The sequence below is a fragment of the Campylobacter sp. 1569 genome (assembly GCF_024723675.1).
Taxonomy (GTDB): domain Bacteria; phylum Campylobacterota; class Campylobacteria; order Campylobacterales; family Campylobacteraceae; genus Campylobacter_D; species Campylobacter_D jejuni_C.
On record NZ_JANQDB010000006.1, the window covers coordinates 27,197 to 45,686 of the forward strand.

Below are 18,490 nucleotides of genomic sequence, written 5' to 3' on the forward strand. Positions count from 1 at the left end.
ATGCAAGGTTTTATCTTACACACTCAGAGTGTAAAAGATGAGGACTTAATCGTTTATCTTTTAAGTGCTAAAAAAGTTATTAAAAGTTATAGATTTTATGGAATGAGACATTCTAATATTTTAAGTGGATATAAGATTGATTTTGAGCTTGAGGAAAGTTCAAGGTTTTTACCACGTTTAAAAGATGTTTTGCATATTGGTTTTTCTTGGATTTTAGATAGAGAGAGAATGTTTTTTTGGCAAGAATTTATCAGACTTTTTTATTGGCATTTAAAAGATGTTGAGGAAATTGATAGTTTTTATTTTGAGCTTTTAGAAGATTGTGCTAAACGTTTTGAAAAACAAGATTGCAAGCGTGTTATAGTAGATGCTTATTTAAAAATTTTAAATTTTGAAGGACGTTTACATAAAAGCTTTGTATGTTTTTATTGCGATGAGTATATACAAAAAAACGTTGTATTAGTAAGAGCTTTTTTACCTGCACATAAAAAATGTGCTTTTGGTTATGAGTTTAAAGCTGAAGATCTTGCAAAGTTTTATGAAAATTTTAATTCATCGCATTTTAGCGATGAATATATTGATAATTTATATAAAATCATTAAAGAGGGTTTTTAAGGGTAATATCATACATCATAATAGCCTCTTGTCTTAATTTTGCGATGATATTTGCACTATCAATATGTGTATTTTTTATAATAGCTTCCTTGCTATTTTTAATATCTTCCAGTAAATTTCCAAGTTGTTTTTGAGAGCTTTGTAAGCAAGTACTTATACATTTTGGTTGTGTTTGTTGTAAAACTTGCTCGAAATTTAAACTTTGATTGTTAAGCTTTGAAGCATGTGCTGCTAAATTGTTTGCACTTGTTCTAATGCCACCTAATGCTTTGTAAATCCCTTTTGAATTGATATGAGCTGCCATGAACCTTCCTTGTTTTATGGTATCTCTTCATTCATATTGCTTAGAAATTTACAAGCAAAAATCATTCCTTATTGAAAAATTCTTGAATATATTTTCGCATAATATCTGCATCATTAATACGATTAACACAATCTCTAAAATTAGAAGCATCGTCATAGCCTTTAGAATATTCATGCAAGTGTTTTCTAAATATGCTTATACCTTGTTCTTTATAGTGTTTTAGCATTTCTTCAAAATGTGCAAAAATGATTTTATTTTTCATAGCTTTTTCTATTTTTTTGCCAGTTTTTATCTCATAAAATATCCAAGGTTTTCCTATGCTTGCACGCCCTATCATCAAAGCATCACATTTTGTTATTTCAAATACTTCTTTAGCATTATCTGCACTAATATCACCATTTGCTACTAAAGGAATTTTGATATTTTCTTTGGCTAAAGCTATGGCTTCATAATCAGCATTTCCACTATACATTTGTTTTCTAGTGCGACCATGCATACTGATAAAATTTACTCCAGCATTTTCACACGCTTTAGCGATGGCAATAGGATCTTTTTTTTCAAATCCCAATCTTACTTTGACACTAGTTAATTTTTTATTGCTTGTTTTTTTGATAAGTTCTAAAATTCTTTGCAATTTATCAAGATCTTGTAAAAGAGCACTACCTGCGCATTGTTTTATAACTTTATTTACAGGACAACCGCAATTAAAATCAATCCCATCTATAAAATCAAAACGATTTAAAATTTCTACTGCTTTTTGAATCACACTTTCATCTGAGCCTGCAATTTGAACTATGTAAGGATTTTCAAGTTCAGCTTTTTCTAGCATTTTAAGAGTTTTTGAGCTCTCATACACTAAGGCATTAGAACTTATCATTTCACTAATGGTTACATCAGCCCCAAATTGCTTGACTAAATTTCTTAAAGGCAAGTCTGAAAAACCTGCCATAGGGGCTAAAAATAAAGGCTTTTTGCTAAAATCTATCATTGTATTAATTTTTCAAGTTCTATTTTTTTATTATGTTCTCTTAAAAAGAGCAAGAGTCTAAAGTCTTTATGCTCATTTTGATCATTTCCTAATTCATTAAGTAATTCATCATACATACCAAATTCTGCTAAAGTATAAAGATAAGCCCTTAAAGCTTGAGAATAACTATCTTTTAACTTTTTAAATAAAGCAATTAATACTTGAGGCTCTATTTTTTTACAAAGTATTTTAGCACAACGTAAATATGACTTATCATCTAAGGTATTCATACTAAGTAAAACTTCGATTTCGGCATGATTTAATTCTAAGTTTTCTTTTTCAAATCTATTTAAAAGCAATAAAATATCATCTTGATTTTTTTGTATTTTTAGTATTTTAATTTGACTATAGGGTGCATTTTCTAACACCATTTTATAAGCAAAAATTTCTAGTTCATCTGCTAAGGTATCTTTGTTTTTGATAAAAGAAAAAGCATAATTGTTATCATTTTGAAAGTGATTTTTTTCATTTAAAATAAAAAATTCATTATTTGGATCTAGCTTGTATTTTTTTAATTCCACAAATTCTTTTTTATCTAAGTTCTTAAAAATATCAATAATTTCATCTATTTTAGGATTTTGAATTTTTTCTTTAAAACAAAGGGCTTGAGTGTTTTTTGCTATATTTTGAAATTCTTGAGTTTTAAATTTAACCTTGCTTATTTTTTTTAAAAAAATATCAATAATAAAATTTTCATAATTTTTACTATCTTTAATTAGATTTTTGTATTGTAAATGTTTTAAAAAGCCATAAAAACTCATATGTGCTAAAGCTAGTATCATTAAAAATAAAGCAGGCAAAACAACCCATAAGCTAACAGGCAAATTTAATTCAAAAGTGGAAATTGCAAAAGTGTAATTTCCTAAATTTAGATTATAAACTAAGGCTGCAACAATTAAAAGATAAACTAAACTTGCAAAGAAAAATAATCTTATCTTCATAGCTCTTTCCTTTTTTCTAGAGTTTCACGGCAATTGATACAGTATTTTGCGTGAGGTTTTACCTTAAGTCTTTCAGGGTGAATATCATCTTCGCAATACTCGCAAATACCATAAGTATTGTTATCTATTTTACTTAATGAATGTTTAATTTCTTCTAGTTCGGCTTTTAAATTTTCATTGATTTTAAAATCAATATGAGAACTATTATCGATTTGCTGCAAATCAACTTCATCTCTAGGTTCGCTATCTTGTAGATTATGGATATTGTTTATATTGCCCTGAAGCTCTTGTAAAATTTCTTTTTGTCTTTGAAGTAATATATTTTTAAATTCCTCAAGATTTAATTCTTGCATAAATGCTCCTATTTGTGATATGGGTGATTTGTATTAATGCAAAATGCACGATAAATTTGTTCTAAAAGCATGGTTTTGGCAAATTTATGCACTAAAGTCATTTTGCTAAGGGCTATACTTGTATGCATTTGTGTAATAAATTCTTGCTCAAACCCATAAGCACCGCCTATAAAAAATGAAATTTCATTTTTATCTAGTAATAATTTTGCAAATTCTACACTCGTAAGCTCTTTACCTTTTTCATCTAAGGCTATGCAAAAACCTTTTTTATAAGGATTTAGTGCATTTGTATAAGATTTTTTTGCTTCTATGATATTAGTGTTTTGTGCTTGATTGATTTTATTATTAAAAATACAAATATCATTAAAACTGCAAAATTTTTTGATGAGCTTGGTGTAGTGCTCATCTATTTTGCTAAATTCATTGTTATTGTTTTTTTGAATGCTTAAAAGATTGATTTGCATTTTTTAGTTTTTAGAAAAAAATCTTAAAAAGTCTGCTATAAATTTTTTATGTTCACTTCTTTCTACAATCGCATCGATTAATCCATGTTCAAGTAAAAATTCGGCCTTTTGAAAACCTTCTGGTAAATCAGCTCCTATAGTTTGTTTAATTACCCTAGCCCCTGCAAAACCTACTAAAGCGCCAGGTTCGGCTAAGATGATATCTCCAAGCCAAGCAAAAGATGCGCTTACTCCACCCATGGTTGGATCCGTTAATACTGAAATATAAGGAAGTTTTTCTTCTGCTAGTAGCTTTAATGCTGCACTTGTTTTGCTCATTTGCATTAAAGAATAAGTACTTTCTTGCATTCTAGCTCCACCGCTTGCACTAACTATAACAACAGGTGTTTTTTTCTCAATTGCTCTTTCAATCGCTCTAAGAATTTTTTCACCTTCTACTGAGCCCAAACTTCCTCCCATGAAAGAAAAATCAAAAACAACTAATTGAGTTTTAATGCCATCTATATTACACTCGCCACTTATTATGGCGCTTTTTCTCCCTGTTTTTTCTTCGTTTTCTGCTAATCTTTTTTTATATGATTTACTATCTACAAATTTAAGCGGGTCGATTGCATGTAAATCTTTATCCATTTCTATAAATGTGCCTTCATCGCTAAGTAACTCGATGCGTTTTAAAGGGTTTAATCTCATGTGAAAATTACATTTAGGACAAACATTATAACAAGTTTCTATTTCTTTATAATACATTAACGCATGACAAGAATTACATTTAACCCAGTGGTTTGGAGCTTCACTTGGAGTAGCTTGTTTGCGTCTTATACTAGAAAAAATATCTAAAAAATTCATTATCTCTACCTAAAATAAAATTTCAAAATTATAGCAAGATTTTATTACTTTTAGAATCTTGCGCCTAACATAAATTCAAATTTACTTATGTCGTCTTTTGAGTTAGTATTAAATGGTTTAGCAAAAACTAAATTTAAAGCACCCAGTGGGGTTAGCCACTCAAAACCAACGCCTGTACTCCATCTTTGAATTTGACTTAAAGAGTTTTGTCCTATGGCACCATAGTCAAAAAATACACTTCCTCTTAGTTTGATTCTATCAAAGATTGGAAAGCTAAGTTCTACAGAGTTTGCAAAGGCAACTGTACCACCTGTCTCATCGCCCCATTCGTTTTTAGGACTCACGCTTCTTCTATCAAAACCTCTAATGGTTCCTATACCCCCAAGATAGAGTTTTTCGTTAATTGGTAAATAGCCTTGGTCCCATACTTTATAAAAACTTGCTTTATAACGATAAATCAAATCCCAGCCTATAAATTCTTCTAAGCCTTGATAATAATTAAATTTAGTGGTAGAGCTTATAAATTCTTGATCCCCACCTAAGCCTGCATATTCAAGTGAGGTTGAGGCGATAAAACCTGATCTTGGTAAATAATAATCATCTGTATTGTTAAATACTATTGAAGGAGTAATAGAGCTTTTGTAAGTTTTTCCAAGTTTATATCCTTGAGCGATTAAGCGATCACTTAAATGATAAATATCACTTTGTTCAAGATTATAAGTTAAATCTATGCTTGTATATCTTCCTAAAGTTTTACCAACGCTTATATCAAAACCATAATTTCTCTCATCATAGCTATCCCACTCTAAACGGTCTGAATATAATGATCCTCCAAGAGAATAATCGCTATCATTTACTCTAGGATTTCTTAAAGATACTCTACCTGAAAGTGTATCATCGCCTTTGTCTATACTTACACTTCCTTTCATACCAGAACCTAAAATATTTGCATCAGATAATGAAGCACTAAGTAAAATTCCATCACTAGTTCCATAACCAATACCACCTGAAATAGCTCCGGTTGAAGCTTCCTTGACTTCTACTATTAAATCAATATGTGTATCATCCACTCTTTGTTCTTTAATGTCTACATTTTCAAAATATGCAGTTCTTCTTAGAGCATTTCTTGAGTCCATTAAATCAGTTCTATTATAAAGATTACCTTCGGTTAAATAAAGCTCTCTACGAATAACCCTATCAACTGTCTTGGTATTGCCTGAAACGATGACATCTCTTATATATACTTTTTCATTCGGTATAACTTTAAAAATAATCATAGCTTCATGATTTTCTTTATCTTTTTGTATATCAGGTATAACTTGTACAAAAGCATAACCTAAATCTGCTGTTTTGGTTTCTATAGTTTTTATATCTTCTCTTAGTTTTTCTATATTGACTATTTTTCCAACACTTAATTTTAAATCATTTGCCAAAGCTTCATTTTCTTCATCGCTAAAAATTGGATTAAAAATTTTAATCTCTTTGACTTTATAAACCTCGCCTTCATTGATAAAATAAGTCAAATCAGCTTGATAAGTATCTGTGTAAGTATTTAAAAAAGCAGGAGATACGCTCACATCAAGATAGCCTTCTTTTAAATATACATCTGAAATTCTTGAGCTATCATTTGCTAGATCAAAAATTTTAAGCTTACCATCATTAAAACCCCACATCCAACCCAAAGCTTCTCTTTGTTTATTTGCTATTGCAGGTTCAATATCTGAATAACTTAAATTTTTTGCACCGCTTAAATGCACTTTTTCTATGATGATATTTTCCCCACGATTTACCACAAAAGTAAGTTTTAATGAGCTTGAATTACTTAATTTTTCATCTTTGATTTCTACAACAGTATCATAAAAACCTTTGGCTTGATAAAAAAGCTTGATTTTTTCGGCCGCATCTTTAGCTGAATTTTCATCATACAAAATTCCAGGTTTTAAACCAACAAGGCTTTCTATTTGTTTTCTATCGTTACTCGCTATACCTTGAATATCTATTTTTCCAATAGATGGTTTTTCTACCATTTTAAAAGTTAGCACTCCATTTTTTTCTTCTACTGCGATATCTTTAAAATAATTTCTATCAAAAAGATTTTTAATCGCTATATCTATACTAGTAGGATCAATTTTTTGTCCTATTTTTAATTTAGAAATCGCAATAGCACTTTCTTTAGAAAGTTGCGATAAGCCTTCAAATTTTATATCTTTAATCGTAGTTGCACATAAAGAACTTGAGAGTGCAAAGAAAACAAACCATTTTTTCATCATTTTACCTAAATTTTTATATACAAAATCGTTATAATACCAAAATATTTTTAACTAATGCTTTTTAAGGAAAATTTATGAAAGTAGGTATAGTTGGACTTGGCTTAATAGGCGGATCTTTGGGTCTTAGTTTAAGAGAGAATAAATTAATAGATTTAGTTTGCGGGTACGATATAAATAAGGAATTTGAACAAATCGCACTAGAGCGAAAATTAATAGATAAAATTGTTTCTTTTGAAGAGTTAAAAAAATGTGATGTAATTTTTTTAGCTATCCCTGTAAGAGCTATTGTAAAAATTTTAAAAGAATTTCAAGGCATTTCCAAAGATTGCACTATCATTGAGCTTGGAAGTACAAAAGAAGAAATTATTAAAAATTTACCATCTGATTTACAAAGTCAATTTATCGCAGCTCATCCTATGGCAGGAACGGAAAATAGCGGTCCAAGTGCAGCTATAAAAGATTTATATAAAAATGCAGTTTGTGTTTTGTGTGATGTGCAAAATGCTGATCATATTCACCAAAAAAGAGCCATAGAAATTTTTTCAGATTTAGGAATGAAACTTGTATTTATGGATAGTATTGCGCATGATCATCATGCTTCCATCATTTCACATTTACCGCATGTGATTAGTTTTTCTTTGGCAAATTTTGTAATGAAAGAAGAAAATAAAAAAAACATAGCCCACCTAGGTGGTCCTTCTTTTAAAGATATGTGCAGGATTGCTAAATCAAACCCTCAAATGTGGAGTGGTATTTTTGAGCAAAATAAACAAAATTTATTAAATTCTATTGATTTGTTTCAAAAAGAATTGCAAGAATGTAAAAAAATGATAGAAAAATGTGATATAAATGAGCTTGAAACTTGGATTAAAAGTGCAAATAAATTAAGAGAAATTTTATAAAATTTTTTATAATTTACTCTTAATTTGCTAAAGAATAATATATTTTTAAAAAAATAGATTGAAAGTGAAAATATGGTTTTTGCACGTAAAAGATCAAATAAAAAGTGGATTTTGGCAGTTTTTTTAATACTTTTAGCCTTTGTGGTGTTTGTTTTAAATACAAAGTTATTTGAAAAAAATCCTCCGCTGATTCAAACAAAATCAGATATTATTTATAGTAATTTAACAGATCCTATATCCATAGAAGTAAGCGATGAAAGTGCTTTAAAAGATATAAAAGTTACTTTATTTAAGGCAAATGAGTTAAATGGTGAAATACTTGTTAATGAGCATGTTAAGGGCAACAAAAAAAGCATTCATTTTGATTTAAAATTACCAAAACTAGCTTATAAAGAAAAAGTCGATTCTTATAAACTTGTAATAGAAGCAAGTGATAGTAGTTTTTGGAATTTCTTTTTAGGAAATCAAGCACTTAAAGAAGTAAAAGTTGTCATTGATACCAAAAAACCGCTTGTAGAAATTTTAGACAATTCTTATCAAATTGAACAAGGTGGAGTAGGTAGTGTGGTATTTAAAGCAAGTGATGAGAATTTGCAAGAAGTTTATATCACAACCGATAAAGATAAAATTTTTAAAGCAACTCCTTATGTGAAAGAAGGATATTATGCTGCTTTGATTCCTTGGGAAGCAACTGATGAGCACTTTAGAGCTTATGTAGTGGCAGTAGATAAAGCAGGTAATGTAAACAAACAAAGAATTAGATATTATTTTACTAATAAAAAATACCGTGTATCTAATATAAAAGTAAGTGATAGATTTTTAGATGGTAAGATTGAATTTTTAGCACAAAAATATGCTCCAAAAGATAGAGAGTTAAGCAGGCTTGAAAAATTTAAATTTGTTAATGAAGATTTAAGAGCTTCTAATGAAGTTATCATTCATGATATTACAAGTAAAGTTCCTGATACTATGATTAATAATTTTAAAGTTAATCTTTTCAAACCTTTAAAAAATGGCCAAAAAGTAGCTGATTATGCTGATCATAGATTTTATTCTTATAATAATCAAGCATTTAGTAGTTCTTATCATATGGGGCTTGATTTAGCAAGTGTAAAAGAAGCGCCTATCATTAGCAATAATGATGGTGAAGTGGTATTTGTACAAGAAAATGGAATTTATGGATTAAATATTATTATTTATCATGGCTTTGGTATTTATACTCTTTATGGACACTGCACTAATGTGGATGTAAATGTAGGAGATAGAGTTAGAGCAGGTGATGTTATAGGTACCACAGGTACTACAGGCTTAGCACTTGGAGATCATGTGCATTTTGGTGTTTTAGTGCAAGGAGTTGAAGTGCGTCCTGAGCAATGGCAAGATGCAAAATGGATAAAAGAAAATATCTATAATGTATTAGAATCAAGTAAAAAAAGAATTTTGAGTGAATAAAGATGAATCAAACAACAATAGCAAAAGAAGTTAAAGGTGTTGGCATAGGTTTGCACAAGGGTGAGCCTATTAGTATAAAATTAGAGCCATTAGAAGCTGGCAGTGGTATAGTGTTTTATAGAAGTGATTTAGGAATTTCTTATGAAGCAAAGCCTGAAAATGTCATCGATACACAAATGGCTACTGTAATAGGCGATCATAGGGGTTATGTTTCTACTATAGAACATTTAATGAGTGCGATTAATGCTTATGGTATTGATAATGTGCGTATAGTTTTAGACGCAAACGAAGCTCCTGTAATGGATGGTAGTAGTATAGGTTTTTGTATGATGCTTGAGGAAGCAGGTATAAAAGAGCTTGACGTGGCTAAAAAAATTTTAGTGATTAAAAAAAGTGTAGAAGTAAAAGAAGGCAATAAATTTGTGCGTTTAAGTCCTACGGATATGCCTATTATAAACTATACAATCGAATTTGATAATCCTATTATAGGTAAGCAAAATTATTGTTTTGAATTTAGTAAACAAAACTACATAGAGCAAATAGCAAGAGCAAGAACCTTTGGATTTTTAAAGGATGTTCAAGCTTTAAGAGCTATGAATTTAGGTCTTGGTGGAAGTTTAGAAAATGCTGTTGTGATTGATGATAATCGTATTTTAAACCCTGAAGGTTTGCGTTTTAAAGATGAATTTGTGCGCCATAAAATTTTAGATGCTATTGGGGATTTAACTTTGCTTGGATGTAGAGTTTTTGGAGATTATACTTCTTATGCAGGTTCGCACAAACTTAATCATCTTTTAACCAAAGAACTTTTAAAAGATCCTAGTGCTTATGAAGTGGTAAGTTTAGAAAAAAGTGCATATAAAGTTTATGAAAAGGTTTTTGCATAAAAAAGATTACTTTACTTTTAAATGCCATAGCAAAACCTTTAATGCTTGGTGTTTATGAAAATGATGTATTGATAAAAACCATTGAGAATGATTTAAAAGTTAGTGAAGTTTTGCCAAAAATACTACAAGATTTACTTTCACAATATGAGTTTGAAAAGCTTATTTATGTGCATGGTCCAGGCTCTTACATGGGTATAAAGATTTCTTATGTTTCTTTTAAAACCCTAGCTATAGTTAAAAACATTCCTTTAAAAGCTATTAGTGCTTTTGAATTAAATAACAACACTCCTATAGCAGCTAATAAACATTTATGTTTTGTAAAAAAAGATGATGATGAAATTATTTTAGAAAAGATGCAAGCGGGAAGTTTTTTTATGCCCCAAAGTTTAAAAGGTTTAAATTTCAGTAAAGAAAATACACCTTTTTATGTTTTAGATGCGATTAATTAAGGTAAAAAATGAAGATTTTAGTTCCTGCTACAAGTGCAAATTTAGGTCCTGGTTTTGATTGTTTGGGTTTGAGTTTAAAATATTTTAATCAAACTATAGTTGAAAAATCTAAATTTTTTAGCATTAGCATACACGGAGAAGGTGAAAATAATATCTATCTTAAAAAAAATAATACCTTTGTTAATATTTTTTATGAAATTTATCAAAGACTTAGTGGTAAAAAAGATAATTTCCGTTTTGTTTTTCAAAATAATATCCCTTTAGCTAGAGGTATGGGAAGCTCTTCTGCTGTAATAGTTGGGGCTATTGCTTGTGCTTATGAATTAAGTGGGTTTAAAGCGGATAAAAATACCATTTTAAATGAAGCTTTAAAATATGAAAATCATCCAGATAACATAGCTCCAGCAGCACTTGGAGGTTTTGTGTGTGCATTAACTCATAATGAAAAAGTTTTAGCTATAAAAAAAGAAGTGGATAAAGACTTACAAGCTGTTATAACCATACCAAATGTAGCGATGAATACTCAAAAATCAAGAGCAGTTTTAGCTAAAAAAATCAACCTAGAAGATGGTGTTTTTAATCTTTGTCATGCTTCATTTTTAACCGCTTGTTTTTTAGAGAAAAAATATGATTTATTGAAATATGCAAGTTTGGATAAACTTCATCAAAACCAAAGAATGAAACTTTTGCCAGAACTTTTTGAAGTACAAAAACTAGCTTTAGATAATAATGCTCTCATGAGTACGCTTTCAGGCTCAGGCTCGAGCTTTTTTACTCTAGCTTATAAAGATGATGCCAAAAAAATCAAAGAAAAAATCAAAAATAAATTTGCTAAATTTAGGGTTGAGCTTTTAGAATTTGATGATGAGGGCTTTAAAATTTGCTAAAAATTCCAAAAAAAAGATATAATTTTGAAAAATCATATACCCATTAGAATGTGCATTGTTTGCAAAGGTCGTTATGAAAAGCAAAGTTTGCATCAATTCCAAATAAAAAATTCTCAAATTATCACTAAAGTGGAATTTGGCAGGAGTTTGTATATTTGTAATTCATGTTTTGATAAAGATGAAAAAACATTGCAAAGGGCTTTTATGAGAGTTTGCAAAGGCAATTTTCATGGTAATATAAATCAGCAGGATTTAAAGGAGATATTTTTTAATGGCAGATGTAAAGATTAGCGAGATCGCTCAAGAGTTAGGATATACAAGTAAAGAAATTATAGAAAAAGCCAATGAGATGGGCTTAGAAGATATCAAATCCCCTAACAAAAAAGTATCTTCTGAAATCGCAGAAGCGATTTATCAATACGTTCAATCAGGTGAAATACTAGATGTGGTAAAAAAAGTAGCCAAACCTAAAAAAGAAAGCGCAGCAAAAAAAACTACTAAAAAAGAAGAAAATAAAAAAGAAGAGAAAAAAACCACCACTAAAAAAGAAAGCAAAAGCCCTGCTAAAGCAGTAAGTGAAAAAAAAGATGAAATAAAAAAAGAAGATAAACAACCTGAAAATCCCATAAAAAATGAGGCATTAGAAGAAAAAAAAGAAGAAATTAAACTCGATGAAAAGCTAGGTTCTAATTTAAATTTAGCTAAAAGAAGAGGCTTGGTTATCGTTAAAAAGAAAAAAGAAGAAAGCAAAGAAGCTCAAATAAATAAAGAAGAAAAAGTTAGTACACAAACTACTCAAGGTCTAAGCCTTAGTATGATTTTTTCAAATTCAGATGAGAATTTAAAAAGAAAGAAAAAAGAAAAGAAAAATCATCCTGTAGCAAGCAAAAAAGAAAACACTACCAAAATGGATCTTTTAGGAGATAAAGACTTTGCTGATATTTCTTTAGAAGATGACGATATGGTAGTTTTACCTGATTTTAGTGTAAAAGAAAACAAACCAGCACAACCAGCAAACAAAAAACAACCAAATATCTTAAAGCAATCTTTAAATAATTCTATCAATCCATTTGGCGAGGGTGGTATACAAAGAAGAAGTCGTAAAAAACCACCTAAAAAGGTAGAGAAAAAAGAAAGCGAAGCAGTAACAAGTGTAAGCATACCTAAAGAAATTCGTGTGTATGAATTTGCTGAAAAACTTGGTAAAAACACCGGAGAAGTTATCTCTAAGCTTTTCATGCTTGGTATGATGACGACTAAAAATGACTTTTTAGATGAGGATGCTATAGAAATTCTTGCTGCTGAATTTGGAGTGGAGATTAATATCATTGATGAGGCTGATGAGTTTGATTATGTAAAAGATTATGATGAAAATCAAACAGAAGAAAATCTAAGTCAAAGAGCTCCGGTTATCACTATCATGGGGCATGTAGATCATGGTAAGACTTCTTTGCTTGATTATATAAGAAAATCACGCATTGCAAGTGGCGAAGCAGGCGGGATCACTCAGCATGTTGGTGCTTACATGGTGGAAAAAAATGGTAGAAAAATCACTTTTATTGATACTCCAGGCCATGAGGCATTTACTGCTATGCGTGCAAGGGGAGCTAGTATAACGGATATTGTTATTATCGTAGTAGCTGCAGATGATGGGGTAAAACCACAAACTAAAGAAGCGATCAATCATGCAAAAGCAGCTAATGTGCCTATCATCATTGCTATTAATAAAATGGATAAAGAAAACGCAAATCCTGACATGGTAAAAACCCAACTAGCAGAAATGGACATCATGCCAGTAGAATGGGGTGGAAGCCATGAGTTTGTGCCAGTTTCAGCTAAAAAGGGTGATGGCATAGAGGATTTACTTGAAATTGTATTATTACAAGCTGATATTTTAGAGCTTAAAGCAAATCCAAAAGCCCATGCTAAAGCAAGTATTATAGAATCTTCAGTGCAAAAAGGTAGAGGTCCTGTGGCTACTATCATCGTACAAAATGGTACTTTAAGAGTGGGAAATACAGTCGTAGCAGGGGAAGCTTATGGTAAAGTGCGTGCTATGAGTGATGATCAAGGCAAAGCTTTAAAAGAAATAGGTCCAGGTGAGTGCGGGGTGATCATAGGTCTTAGTGAAGTAGCTGACGCAGGAGAAACGCTAATAGCCGTAGATAGCGATAAACAAGCAAGAGAATACGCTAATAAACGCCATGAATACAATCGTCAAAAAGAACTAAGCAAATCCACTAAAGTAAGCATAGATGAGCTTGGTGCAAAAATCAAAGAAGGCAATTTAAAAGCCCTTCCTGTGATCTTAAAAGCAGATGTGCAAGGTTCACTTGAAGCGATTAAGGCTAGTTTAGAAAAACTTAAAAACGATGAGATTAAGGTTAATATCATCCATAGTGGGGTAGGTGGTATCACTCAAAGTGATATAGAGCTTGCAAGTGCTAGTGAAAATTCTATTGTTTTGGGCTTTAATATACGCCCAACTGGTGAGATCAAAGAGCGTGCCAAAGATAAAGGTGTAGAGATAAAAACTTATAATGTTATTTATAATTTGCTTGATGATGTAAAAGCCTTACTAGGTGGTATGATGAGTCCTATCATCTCTGAAGAACAACTTGGTCAAGCTGAAATTCGTCAAGTGATCAATGTGCCAAAACTAGGACAAATCGCAGGTTGTATGGTAACAGAAGGCACGATCAATCGTGGTGCGAAAATCAGGCTCATTAGAGATGGGGTTGTGGTATTTGAAGGTAATGTAAGCTCACTCAAACGCTTTAAAGATGATGTAAGAGAAGTTGCAAAAGGCTATGAATGCGGTGTAGGTATAGAAGGTTGTAATGATATGAGAGTGGGCGATTATATAGAAAGTTACAAAGAAGTTGAGGAACAAGTAAGCCTATGAACCCAGCTGAAATCAAAAAGCTACGCACAGAAAGCATTTTAAAAGAGCTTATACCAGAAGCTTTGGCAAATTTAGACAACGAAGCTTTAAAAAATTTGTGTGTAGTAGATGTGGAGTGTAAAAAAGGCAGATACGATGCTTTTGTGTATTTAGATAAAATGTTTTTTAATATCCAAGAGCAAGAAATCATACTCAATCAACTTAAAAAAGCCGCCCGTGCTTTGCAAAATTACTGCATGAGCGAGCAAGGGTGGTATAGATGTCCGAATTTTCACTTTAAATTTGATGATAGATTAGAGTATCAAAACCATATGGATGCTTTATTTGAAAAAATCAAAAAGGAACAAAATGAATCTTGAAGCACTTTGTAAAGAAGCAGGGCTTAGCTTTTATGATGATGAGCTAGTAAGTGAAAATGGTAGAAAGGTTTATAGAATTTATGTGCAAAAAGAAGGTGGGGTAAATCTTGATGATTGTGCTAGACTTAGTGAGATTTTATCGCCTATTTTTGATGTAGAGCCACCTGTGGGCGGGGAGTATTTTTTAGAAGTATCAAGCTGTGGGCTTGAGAGAAAACTTAGCAAAATTGAGCATTTTGCAAAAAGCATTAATGAACTTGTAAAAATCACAACTAGTGAAAAAGAAAAAATCGAAGCAAAAATCATCGCTGTAGATGATGAAAATATCACTTTAGAAAATTTAGAAACTCAAGAAAAAACTACTATAAATTTTAGCGATATAAGAAAAGCTAAAACCTTCATACAATGGTAAAAATTTAGAATTCTAAATTTTTACTTATTTTTTATATAGTTAAATTTAAATACAAAAACAAAAAGGCGTATAATGCTTGAAAATAAATATGATTATAATATAAGCAAAAAAGATAAAAATGGTAATGTGTATTATCATTTTCCAAAAGATGAAGATGAATTTAAAGAAGCAGTTGTAAAAAATGGTGGCATGAGTGTGTATGTTTATCAAGATGATAAATTAATAGATGAATTTCATACAAAAAGTCAAGGCTATAAATGGACTTCACCTATTTTTACCTATTTAAGAACTATGAACAAAAATGGGGAGAGATTTTATAGATATTATAAAAATTGCAAATTTTTTGCAATTGTGGATTAAAAAGAATTATAATATAAAAGCCAAAGCGTTTTGTTTAAGGAATGATAATGACAGTGAAAGAATTGGGTTTAAAATTAGAAAATATGTATAAAAATGCACCAAATGGAAATAAAGTTACTTATATCCATTATTTCGGTATTAAATTTGCAGAAGAAATTAAAAAAAATAGTCCTAGTGAAATTGTTAAATACGCAAATATACCTGAAAGTTATAAGATTGAAATAGCAAAGGCTGTTTCTTTGGCAGATGTATTAAATGAAAATAATATAATTCATTATAATTATAATAATTATGAAATTAAAGAAAATCAAAATCCATCTTTAAATCAAATTCTTTATGGGCCTCCAGGGACAGGAAAAACTTATCATACTATAGATAAAGCTTTGGAGATTTTAGGTGAAAATTTAGAAGATAGAGATGATAAAAAAGCAAAATTTGATGAGTATGTAAAAAATGGACAAATAGTTTTTACTACTTTTCATCAAAGCTATGGATATGAAGAATTTGTAGAAGGTATAAAACCTATAATAAATAACGATGAAAATTCTCAAGAATTAAAATATGAGATAAAAAATGGTGTTTTTAAAGAATTGTGTGATAAATCTTTGAAAAACTATATTTCATCAATACAAAATGAGAATGAAACTGACTTAGATAAATTAATTTTTGAATTTGCTAATTATATTAATCAAAATTTTCTAGACAAAGGAAATGAATTTCCTTTAGAAAATAAAGTTAATGTTAAAAAAATCCTTTTAAATTCCAAAGATGAATATCGTTCTTTTTTATTGGGCGGCTCAATTAAAAGTCCTCAAAGATTGACTATTGATGTTATAAAAAGAGATTATTTAGATTTTATAAATGGAAGAATTTTATCTTTTAAAGATATTAAGCCAAAATATGACAGTCAAAGTGATTACCATGGTAATGCAACTTATTATTTTATGTTTTATAAAAAATTAAAAGAATTTGAAAGTTTGCAAAATGAAAAATTTAAAATAAAAAAAGATAACTTAAAACCTTACATAATCATCATAGATGAGATTAATCGTGGTAATGTAAGTAAGATTTTTGGTGAACTTATAACCTTGATAGAACCTAGCAAAAGAATAGATGAAAGCGAGGGATTAAAAGTTACTTTGCCTTATAGCGGTGAAAAATTTGGAGTACCTAAAAATGTTTATATCATCGGCACTATGAATACAGCTGATAGAAGTATAACTTCACTTGATACAGCTTTGCGAAGACGCTTTGAATTTATCGAGATGATGCCTAAACCTAATGTTTTGTCTGATAATTGCGAAGGTGTAAATTTACAAAAATTACTAGAAGCTATCAATACGCGTATAGAATATTTGCTAGATAGAGAAAAGATTATAGGACATGCATTTTTTATGGGTATTAAAGACCTAAATGATTTAAAAAATGTTTTTCAAAATAAAATCATCCCGCTATTGCAAGAGTATTTTTACAATGATTATGCTTTAATAAAAGCAGTTTTAAATGATAATGGTATGATTTCTGAAGATAAAAAAGATGATAAATATCTTCAAAAAATAAAGAATTTATATAATGTTGATAATGAGAGAAATATTTATAGTATTGCTCCATTTAATAATGGAATTTGGGATAAAATAGAAATATATCAAGCAATTTATGATGATAAAATAGCAAATAAAACAAAAAACGAAAATGAATAACACCTTTTCTATCATCGAATATCAAGCTTTTTCTAAAGAAGATTTAAAAGAAATTTTCAAAGAAAAAGCTGAAATATTTTATAAAGAGCTAGAAGACTTCGCAAAAAACAATGAAAGTTTTCTAGGCTTTAAAAGTAAAAACGCCTTAAAAGCTAAAAATTATGTCGGCATTATACAGACTAAAAGCGGTGTTTTAGAAATCTTGCCAAAATGCATGGATTTGGAAAAATTAGAAGAAGATAAACCATCAAGTGAATGCAAAGAAAAATCAAAAGAAGATACTAATTCAAAATACGATAAAGAAAAATTAAAAAAATACTACGAATTAGAAAATATCTCTAAAAATGATGATTTTTATAAAAAAGATTGTGAGATTAATCCTAGTATTCTTTTGATCAACATGCTAAAAACCTTAAAAAATTCTCCCTTTAAAAAGTCTCAAATTTCATCTTTGCAAATTGCCAAAATGCCTTTGTTTGAAGTATTTATCACGATGTTTTTAGATGAATTTGATAGTGTGTATAAAAAAGGTTTGATGAGATCTTATGTAAGTAGTGAGGAAAATAGAACTTTTTTAAAAGGAAAATTACTTTTTAATGAGCATATAAAATCAAATTTAATACACAAAGAAAGATTTTTCACAAGTAGTGATGAATTTGTTTTAGACATAGCGCCAAATCGTTTGATAAAATCAACATTAAATTTTTTAAAATCCAAAACAAGCTCGAATAAATTTAAAATCATCAAAGCTATGCAAATGCTTGATGAAGTAGAATTTTCTAAAAATTATGAAAAAGATTTTAGCTTTAAAATTTCAAGACATTTTGATTATTATGAAAATATACTTTCTTGGTGTAAGGTATTTTTGCAAAATCAAAGCTTTGCTCCATATAAAGGTAAAAACGAAGCCTTTGCCTTGCTTTTTCCTATGGAAAAGCTTTTTGAAAACTATGTAGCTTATATGTTTAAACTTGCTAATCCTAGTAAAAATATAAAAACCCAAAGTAGTGGAAAGTATTTAATCTCAAAAAATGATGAAAAATGTTTTATGTTAAAGCCTGATTTATATATAGAAAATAAAATGATCTTAGATACCAAATGGAAAATTCCAGATGATAGTGAAGATGAGAAAAAGCATGGCATATCGCAAGGCGATTTATACCAAATGTTTGCTTATGCAAATAAATACGAGATAAAGGAAATTTATCTTATTTATCCTCTATGTGAGAGAACTTTTGACTTAAGAGAGAAGTTAAAAACTAAAGATATTAAGTTTTTAGCACAAGGTTTTTTAAAAGCTTGCGATGAACATGTAAAGCTTAAGGTGTTTTTTGCACCTTTACCTTTTTAGGAAGTA

Annotated in this window: 19 protein-coding genes and 2 pseudogenes; 14 read left to right on the top strand and 7 right to left on the bottom strand. The window is 29.6% G+C overall.

Features of this window, described 5'->3' with window-relative positions; translation table 11 throughout:
• Entirely contained in the window at positions 1-615 is a 615-nt protein-coding gene (gene recO, locus CAMP5060_RS04230; RefSeq protein WP_087699405.1) for a recombination protein RecO, read from the top strand.
• Here the strand turns inward: recO and CAMP5060_RS04235 are convergent.
• The 7 genes from CAMP5060_RS04235 to bamA form a co-directional block, all read right to left on the bottom strand.
• Positions 599-919, bottom strand: coding sequence for a hypothetical protein (locus CAMP5060_RS04235; RefSeq protein ID WP_039617382.1), 321 nt, complete (start codon positions 917-919; stop codon positions 599-601). The two genes, recO and CAMP5060_RS04235, sit on opposite strands and share 17 nt — an antisense overlap.
• Positions 920-980: 61 nt before the next feature.
• Entirely contained in the window at positions 981-1,907 is a 927-nt protein-coding gene (locus tag CAMP5060_RS04240) for a tRNA dihydrouridine synthase (protein ID WP_087699408.1), read from the bottom strand.
• Positions 1,904-2,887 (bottom strand): hypothetical protein, encoded by a 984-nt coding sequence (locus CAMP5060_RS04245; protein WP_087699410.1) that lies wholly within the window; start codon positions 2,885-2,887, stop codon positions 1,904-1,906. Before CAMP5060_RS04245 ends, CAMP5060_RS04240 begins: the two co-directional genes overlap by 4 nt.
• Positions 2,884-3,240, bottom strand: a complete 357-nt coding sequence (gene dksA, locus CAMP5060_RS04250; RefSeq protein ID WP_087699412.1) for an RNA polymerase-binding protein DksA — start codon at positions 3,238-3,240, stop codon at positions 2,884-2,886. Before dksA ends, CAMP5060_RS04245 begins: the two co-directional genes overlap by 4 nt.
• 8 nt (positions 3,241-3,248) lie before the next feature.
• Entirely contained in the window at positions 3,249-3,704 is a 456-nt protein-coding gene (locus tag CAMP5060_RS04255; protein ID WP_087699415.1) for a 23S rRNA (pseudouridine(1915)-N(3))-methyltransferase RlmH, read from the bottom strand.
• 3 nt (positions 3,705-3,707) lie between these two features.
• Complete coding sequence (gene accD / locus CAMP5060_RS04260) at positions 3,708-4,550, bottom strand: acetyl-CoA carboxylase, carboxyltransferase subunit beta (RefSeq protein WP_087699416.1); 843 nt, start codon at positions 4,548-4,550, stop codon at positions 3,708-3,710.
• A 50-nt stretch (positions 4,551-4,600) separates the two neighbouring features.
• Positions 4,601-6,817 carry an outer membrane protein assembly factor BamA gene (bamA, locus tag CAMP5060_RS04265; protein ID WP_337217960.1) on the bottom strand — a complete coding sequence of 739 codons (2,217 nt, stop codon included), beginning with the start codon at positions 6,815-6,817 and terminating at the stop codon, positions 4,601-4,603.
• A gap of 77 nt (positions 6,818-6,894) precedes the next feature.
• Between bamA and CAMP5060_RS04270 the strand changes: the two genes are divergently transcribed.
• The 13 genes and pseudogenes from CAMP5060_RS04270 (at position 6,895) to CAMP5060_RS04325 (ending at position 18,484) form a co-directional block, all read left to right on the top strand.
• Complete coding sequence (locus CAMP5060_RS04270) at positions 6,895-7,722, top strand: prephenate dehydrogenase (RefSeq protein WP_214099826.1); 828 nt, start codon at positions 6,895-6,897, stop codon at positions 7,720-7,722.
• A gap of 72 nt (positions 7,723-7,794) precedes the next feature.
• Positions 7,795-9,174, top strand: a complete 1,380-nt coding sequence (locus CAMP5060_RS04275; protein ID WP_337217961.1) for a M23 family metallopeptidase — start codon at positions 7,795-7,797, stop codon at positions 9,172-9,174.
• 2 nt (positions 9,175-9,176) lie between these two features.
• Positions 9,177-10,061, top strand: coding sequence for a UDP-3-O-acyl-N-acetylglucosamine deacetylase (gene lpxC, locus CAMP5060_RS04280; protein WP_214099828.1), 885 nt, complete (start codon positions 9,177-9,179; stop codon positions 10,059-10,061).
• 41 nt (positions 10,062-10,102) lie between these two features.
• Positions 10,103-10,510, top strand: a complete 408-nt coding sequence (locus tag CAMP5060_RS04285) for a tRNA threonylcarbamoyladenosine biosynthesis protein TsaB (protein WP_214099829.1) — start codon at positions 10,103-10,105, stop codon at positions 10,508-10,510.
• An 8-nt stretch (positions 10,511-10,518) separates the two neighbouring features.
• Positions 10,519-11,397, top strand: coding sequence for a homoserine kinase (gene thrB, locus CAMP5060_RS04290; protein ID WP_214099830.1), 879 nt, complete (start codon positions 10,519-10,521; stop codon positions 11,395-11,397).
• A gap of 24 nt (positions 11,398-11,421) precedes the next feature.
• Positions 11,422-11,688, top strand: coding sequence for a DUF448 domain-containing protein (locus tag CAMP5060_RS04295; RefSeq protein WP_214099831.1), 267 nt, complete (start codon positions 11,422-11,424; stop codon positions 11,686-11,688).
• Positions 11,669-14,302 carry a translation initiation factor IF-2 gene (infB, locus tag CAMP5060_RS04300; RefSeq protein WP_337217962.1) on the top strand — a complete coding sequence of 878 codons (2,634 nt, stop codon included), beginning with the start codon at positions 11,669-11,671 and terminating at the stop codon, positions 14,300-14,302. Before CAMP5060_RS04295 ends, infB begins: the two co-directional genes overlap by 20 nt.
• A complete protein-coding gene (rbfA, locus tag CAMP5060_RS04305; protein ID WP_039625256.1) occupies positions 14,299-14,661 on the top strand; it encodes a 30S ribosome-binding factor RbfA in 363 nt (120 codons plus the stop codon). Before infB ends, rbfA begins: the two co-directional genes overlap by 4 nt.
• On the top strand, positions 14,651-15,073 hold the full coding sequence (gene rimP / locus CAMP5060_RS04310; protein ID WP_337217963.1) for a ribosome maturation factor RimP: 423 nt from the start codon (positions 14,651-14,653) through the stop codon (positions 15,071-15,073). Before rbfA ends, rimP begins: the two co-directional genes overlap by 11 nt.
• A gap of 72 nt (positions 15,074-15,145) precedes the next feature.
• Complete coding sequence (locus CAMP5060_RS04315) at positions 15,146-15,433, top strand: hypothetical protein (protein WP_337217964.1); 288 nt, start codon at positions 15,146-15,148, stop codon at positions 15,431-15,433.
• Positions 15,434-15,516: 83 nt separating this feature from the next.
• A pseudogene (locus CAMP5060_RS08310) lies at positions 15,517-15,630 on the top strand (HTH-like domain-containing protein); the annotation flags it as partial.
• A 123-nt stretch (positions 15,631-15,753) separates the two neighbouring features.
• Positions 15,754-17,133 (top strand): annotated as a pseudogene (locus tag CAMP5060_RS04320) (McrB family protein); the annotation flags it as partial.
• Entirely contained in the window at positions 17,126-18,484 is a 1,359-nt protein-coding gene (locus CAMP5060_RS04325) for an McrC family protein (RefSeq protein WP_337217965.1), read from the top strand. The pseudogene CAMP5060_RS04320 and the gene CAMP5060_RS04325, both read left to right, overlap by 8 nt.
• Positions 18,485-18,490 lie beyond the last annotated feature (6 nt).

Coding starts and splice junctions, on each gene's coding strand:
- recO (WP_087699405.1), top strand. CDS start 1: ATGCAAGGTTTTATCTTACACACTCAGAGTGTAAAAGATGAGGACTTA.
- CAMP5060_RS04235 (WP_039617382.1), bottom strand. CDS start 919: ATGGCAGCTCATATCAATTCAAAAGGGATTTACAAAGCATTAGGTGGC.
- CAMP5060_RS04240 (WP_087699408.1), bottom strand. CDS start 1,907: ATGATAGATTTTAGCAAAAAGCCTTTATTTTTAGCCCCTATGGCAGGT.
- CAMP5060_RS04245 (WP_087699410.1), bottom strand. CDS start 2,887: ATGAAGATAAGATTATTTTTCTTTGCAAGTTTAGTTTATCTTTTAATT.
- dksA (WP_087699412.1), bottom strand. CDS start 3,240: ATGCAAGAATTAAATCTTGAGGAATTTAAAAATATATTACTTCAAAGA.
- CAMP5060_RS04255 (WP_087699415.1), bottom strand. CDS start 3,704: ATGCAAATCAATCTTTTAAGCATTCAAAAAAACAATAACAATGAATTT.
- accD (WP_087699416.1), bottom strand. CDS start 4,550: ATGAATTTTTTAGATATTTTTTCTAGTATAAGACGCAAACAAGCTACT.
- bamA (WP_337217960.1), bottom strand. CDS start 6,817: ATGAAAAAATGGTTTGTTTTCTTTGCACTCTCAAGTTCTTTATGTGCA.
- CAMP5060_RS04270 (WP_214099826.1), top strand. CDS start 6,895: ATGAAAGTAGGTATAGTTGGACTTGGCTTAATAGGCGGATCTTTGGGT.
- CAMP5060_RS04275 (WP_337217961.1), top strand. CDS start 7,795: ATGGTTTTTGCACGTAAAAGATCAAATAAAAAGTGGATTTTGGCAGTT.
- lpxC (WP_214099828.1), top strand. CDS start 9,177: ATGAATCAAACAACAATAGCAAAAGAAGTTAAAGGTGTTGGCATAGGT.
- CAMP5060_RS04285 (WP_214099829.1), top strand. CDS start 10,103: ATGCTTGGTGTTTATGAAAATGATGTATTGATAAAAACCATTGAGAAT.
- thrB (WP_214099830.1), top strand. CDS start 10,519: ATGAAGATTTTAGTTCCTGCTACAAGTGCAAATTTAGGTCCTGGTTTT.
- infB (WP_337217962.1), top strand. CDS start 11,669: ATGGCAGATGTAAAGATTAGCGAGATCGCTCAAGAGTTAGGATATACA.
- rbfA (WP_039625256.1), top strand. CDS start 14,299: ATGAACCCAGCTGAAATCAAAAAGCTACGCACAGAAAGCATTTTAAAA.
- rimP (WP_337217963.1), top strand. CDS start 14,651: ATGAATCTTGAAGCACTTTGTAAAGAAGCAGGGCTTAGCTTTTATGAT.
- CAMP5060_RS04315 (WP_337217964.1), top strand. CDS start 15,146: ATGCTTGAAAATAAATATGATTATAATATAAGCAAAAAAGATAAAAAT.
- CAMP5060_RS04325 (WP_337217965.1), top strand. CDS start 17,126: ATGAATAACACCTTTTCTATCATCGAATATCAAGCTTTTTCTAAAGAA.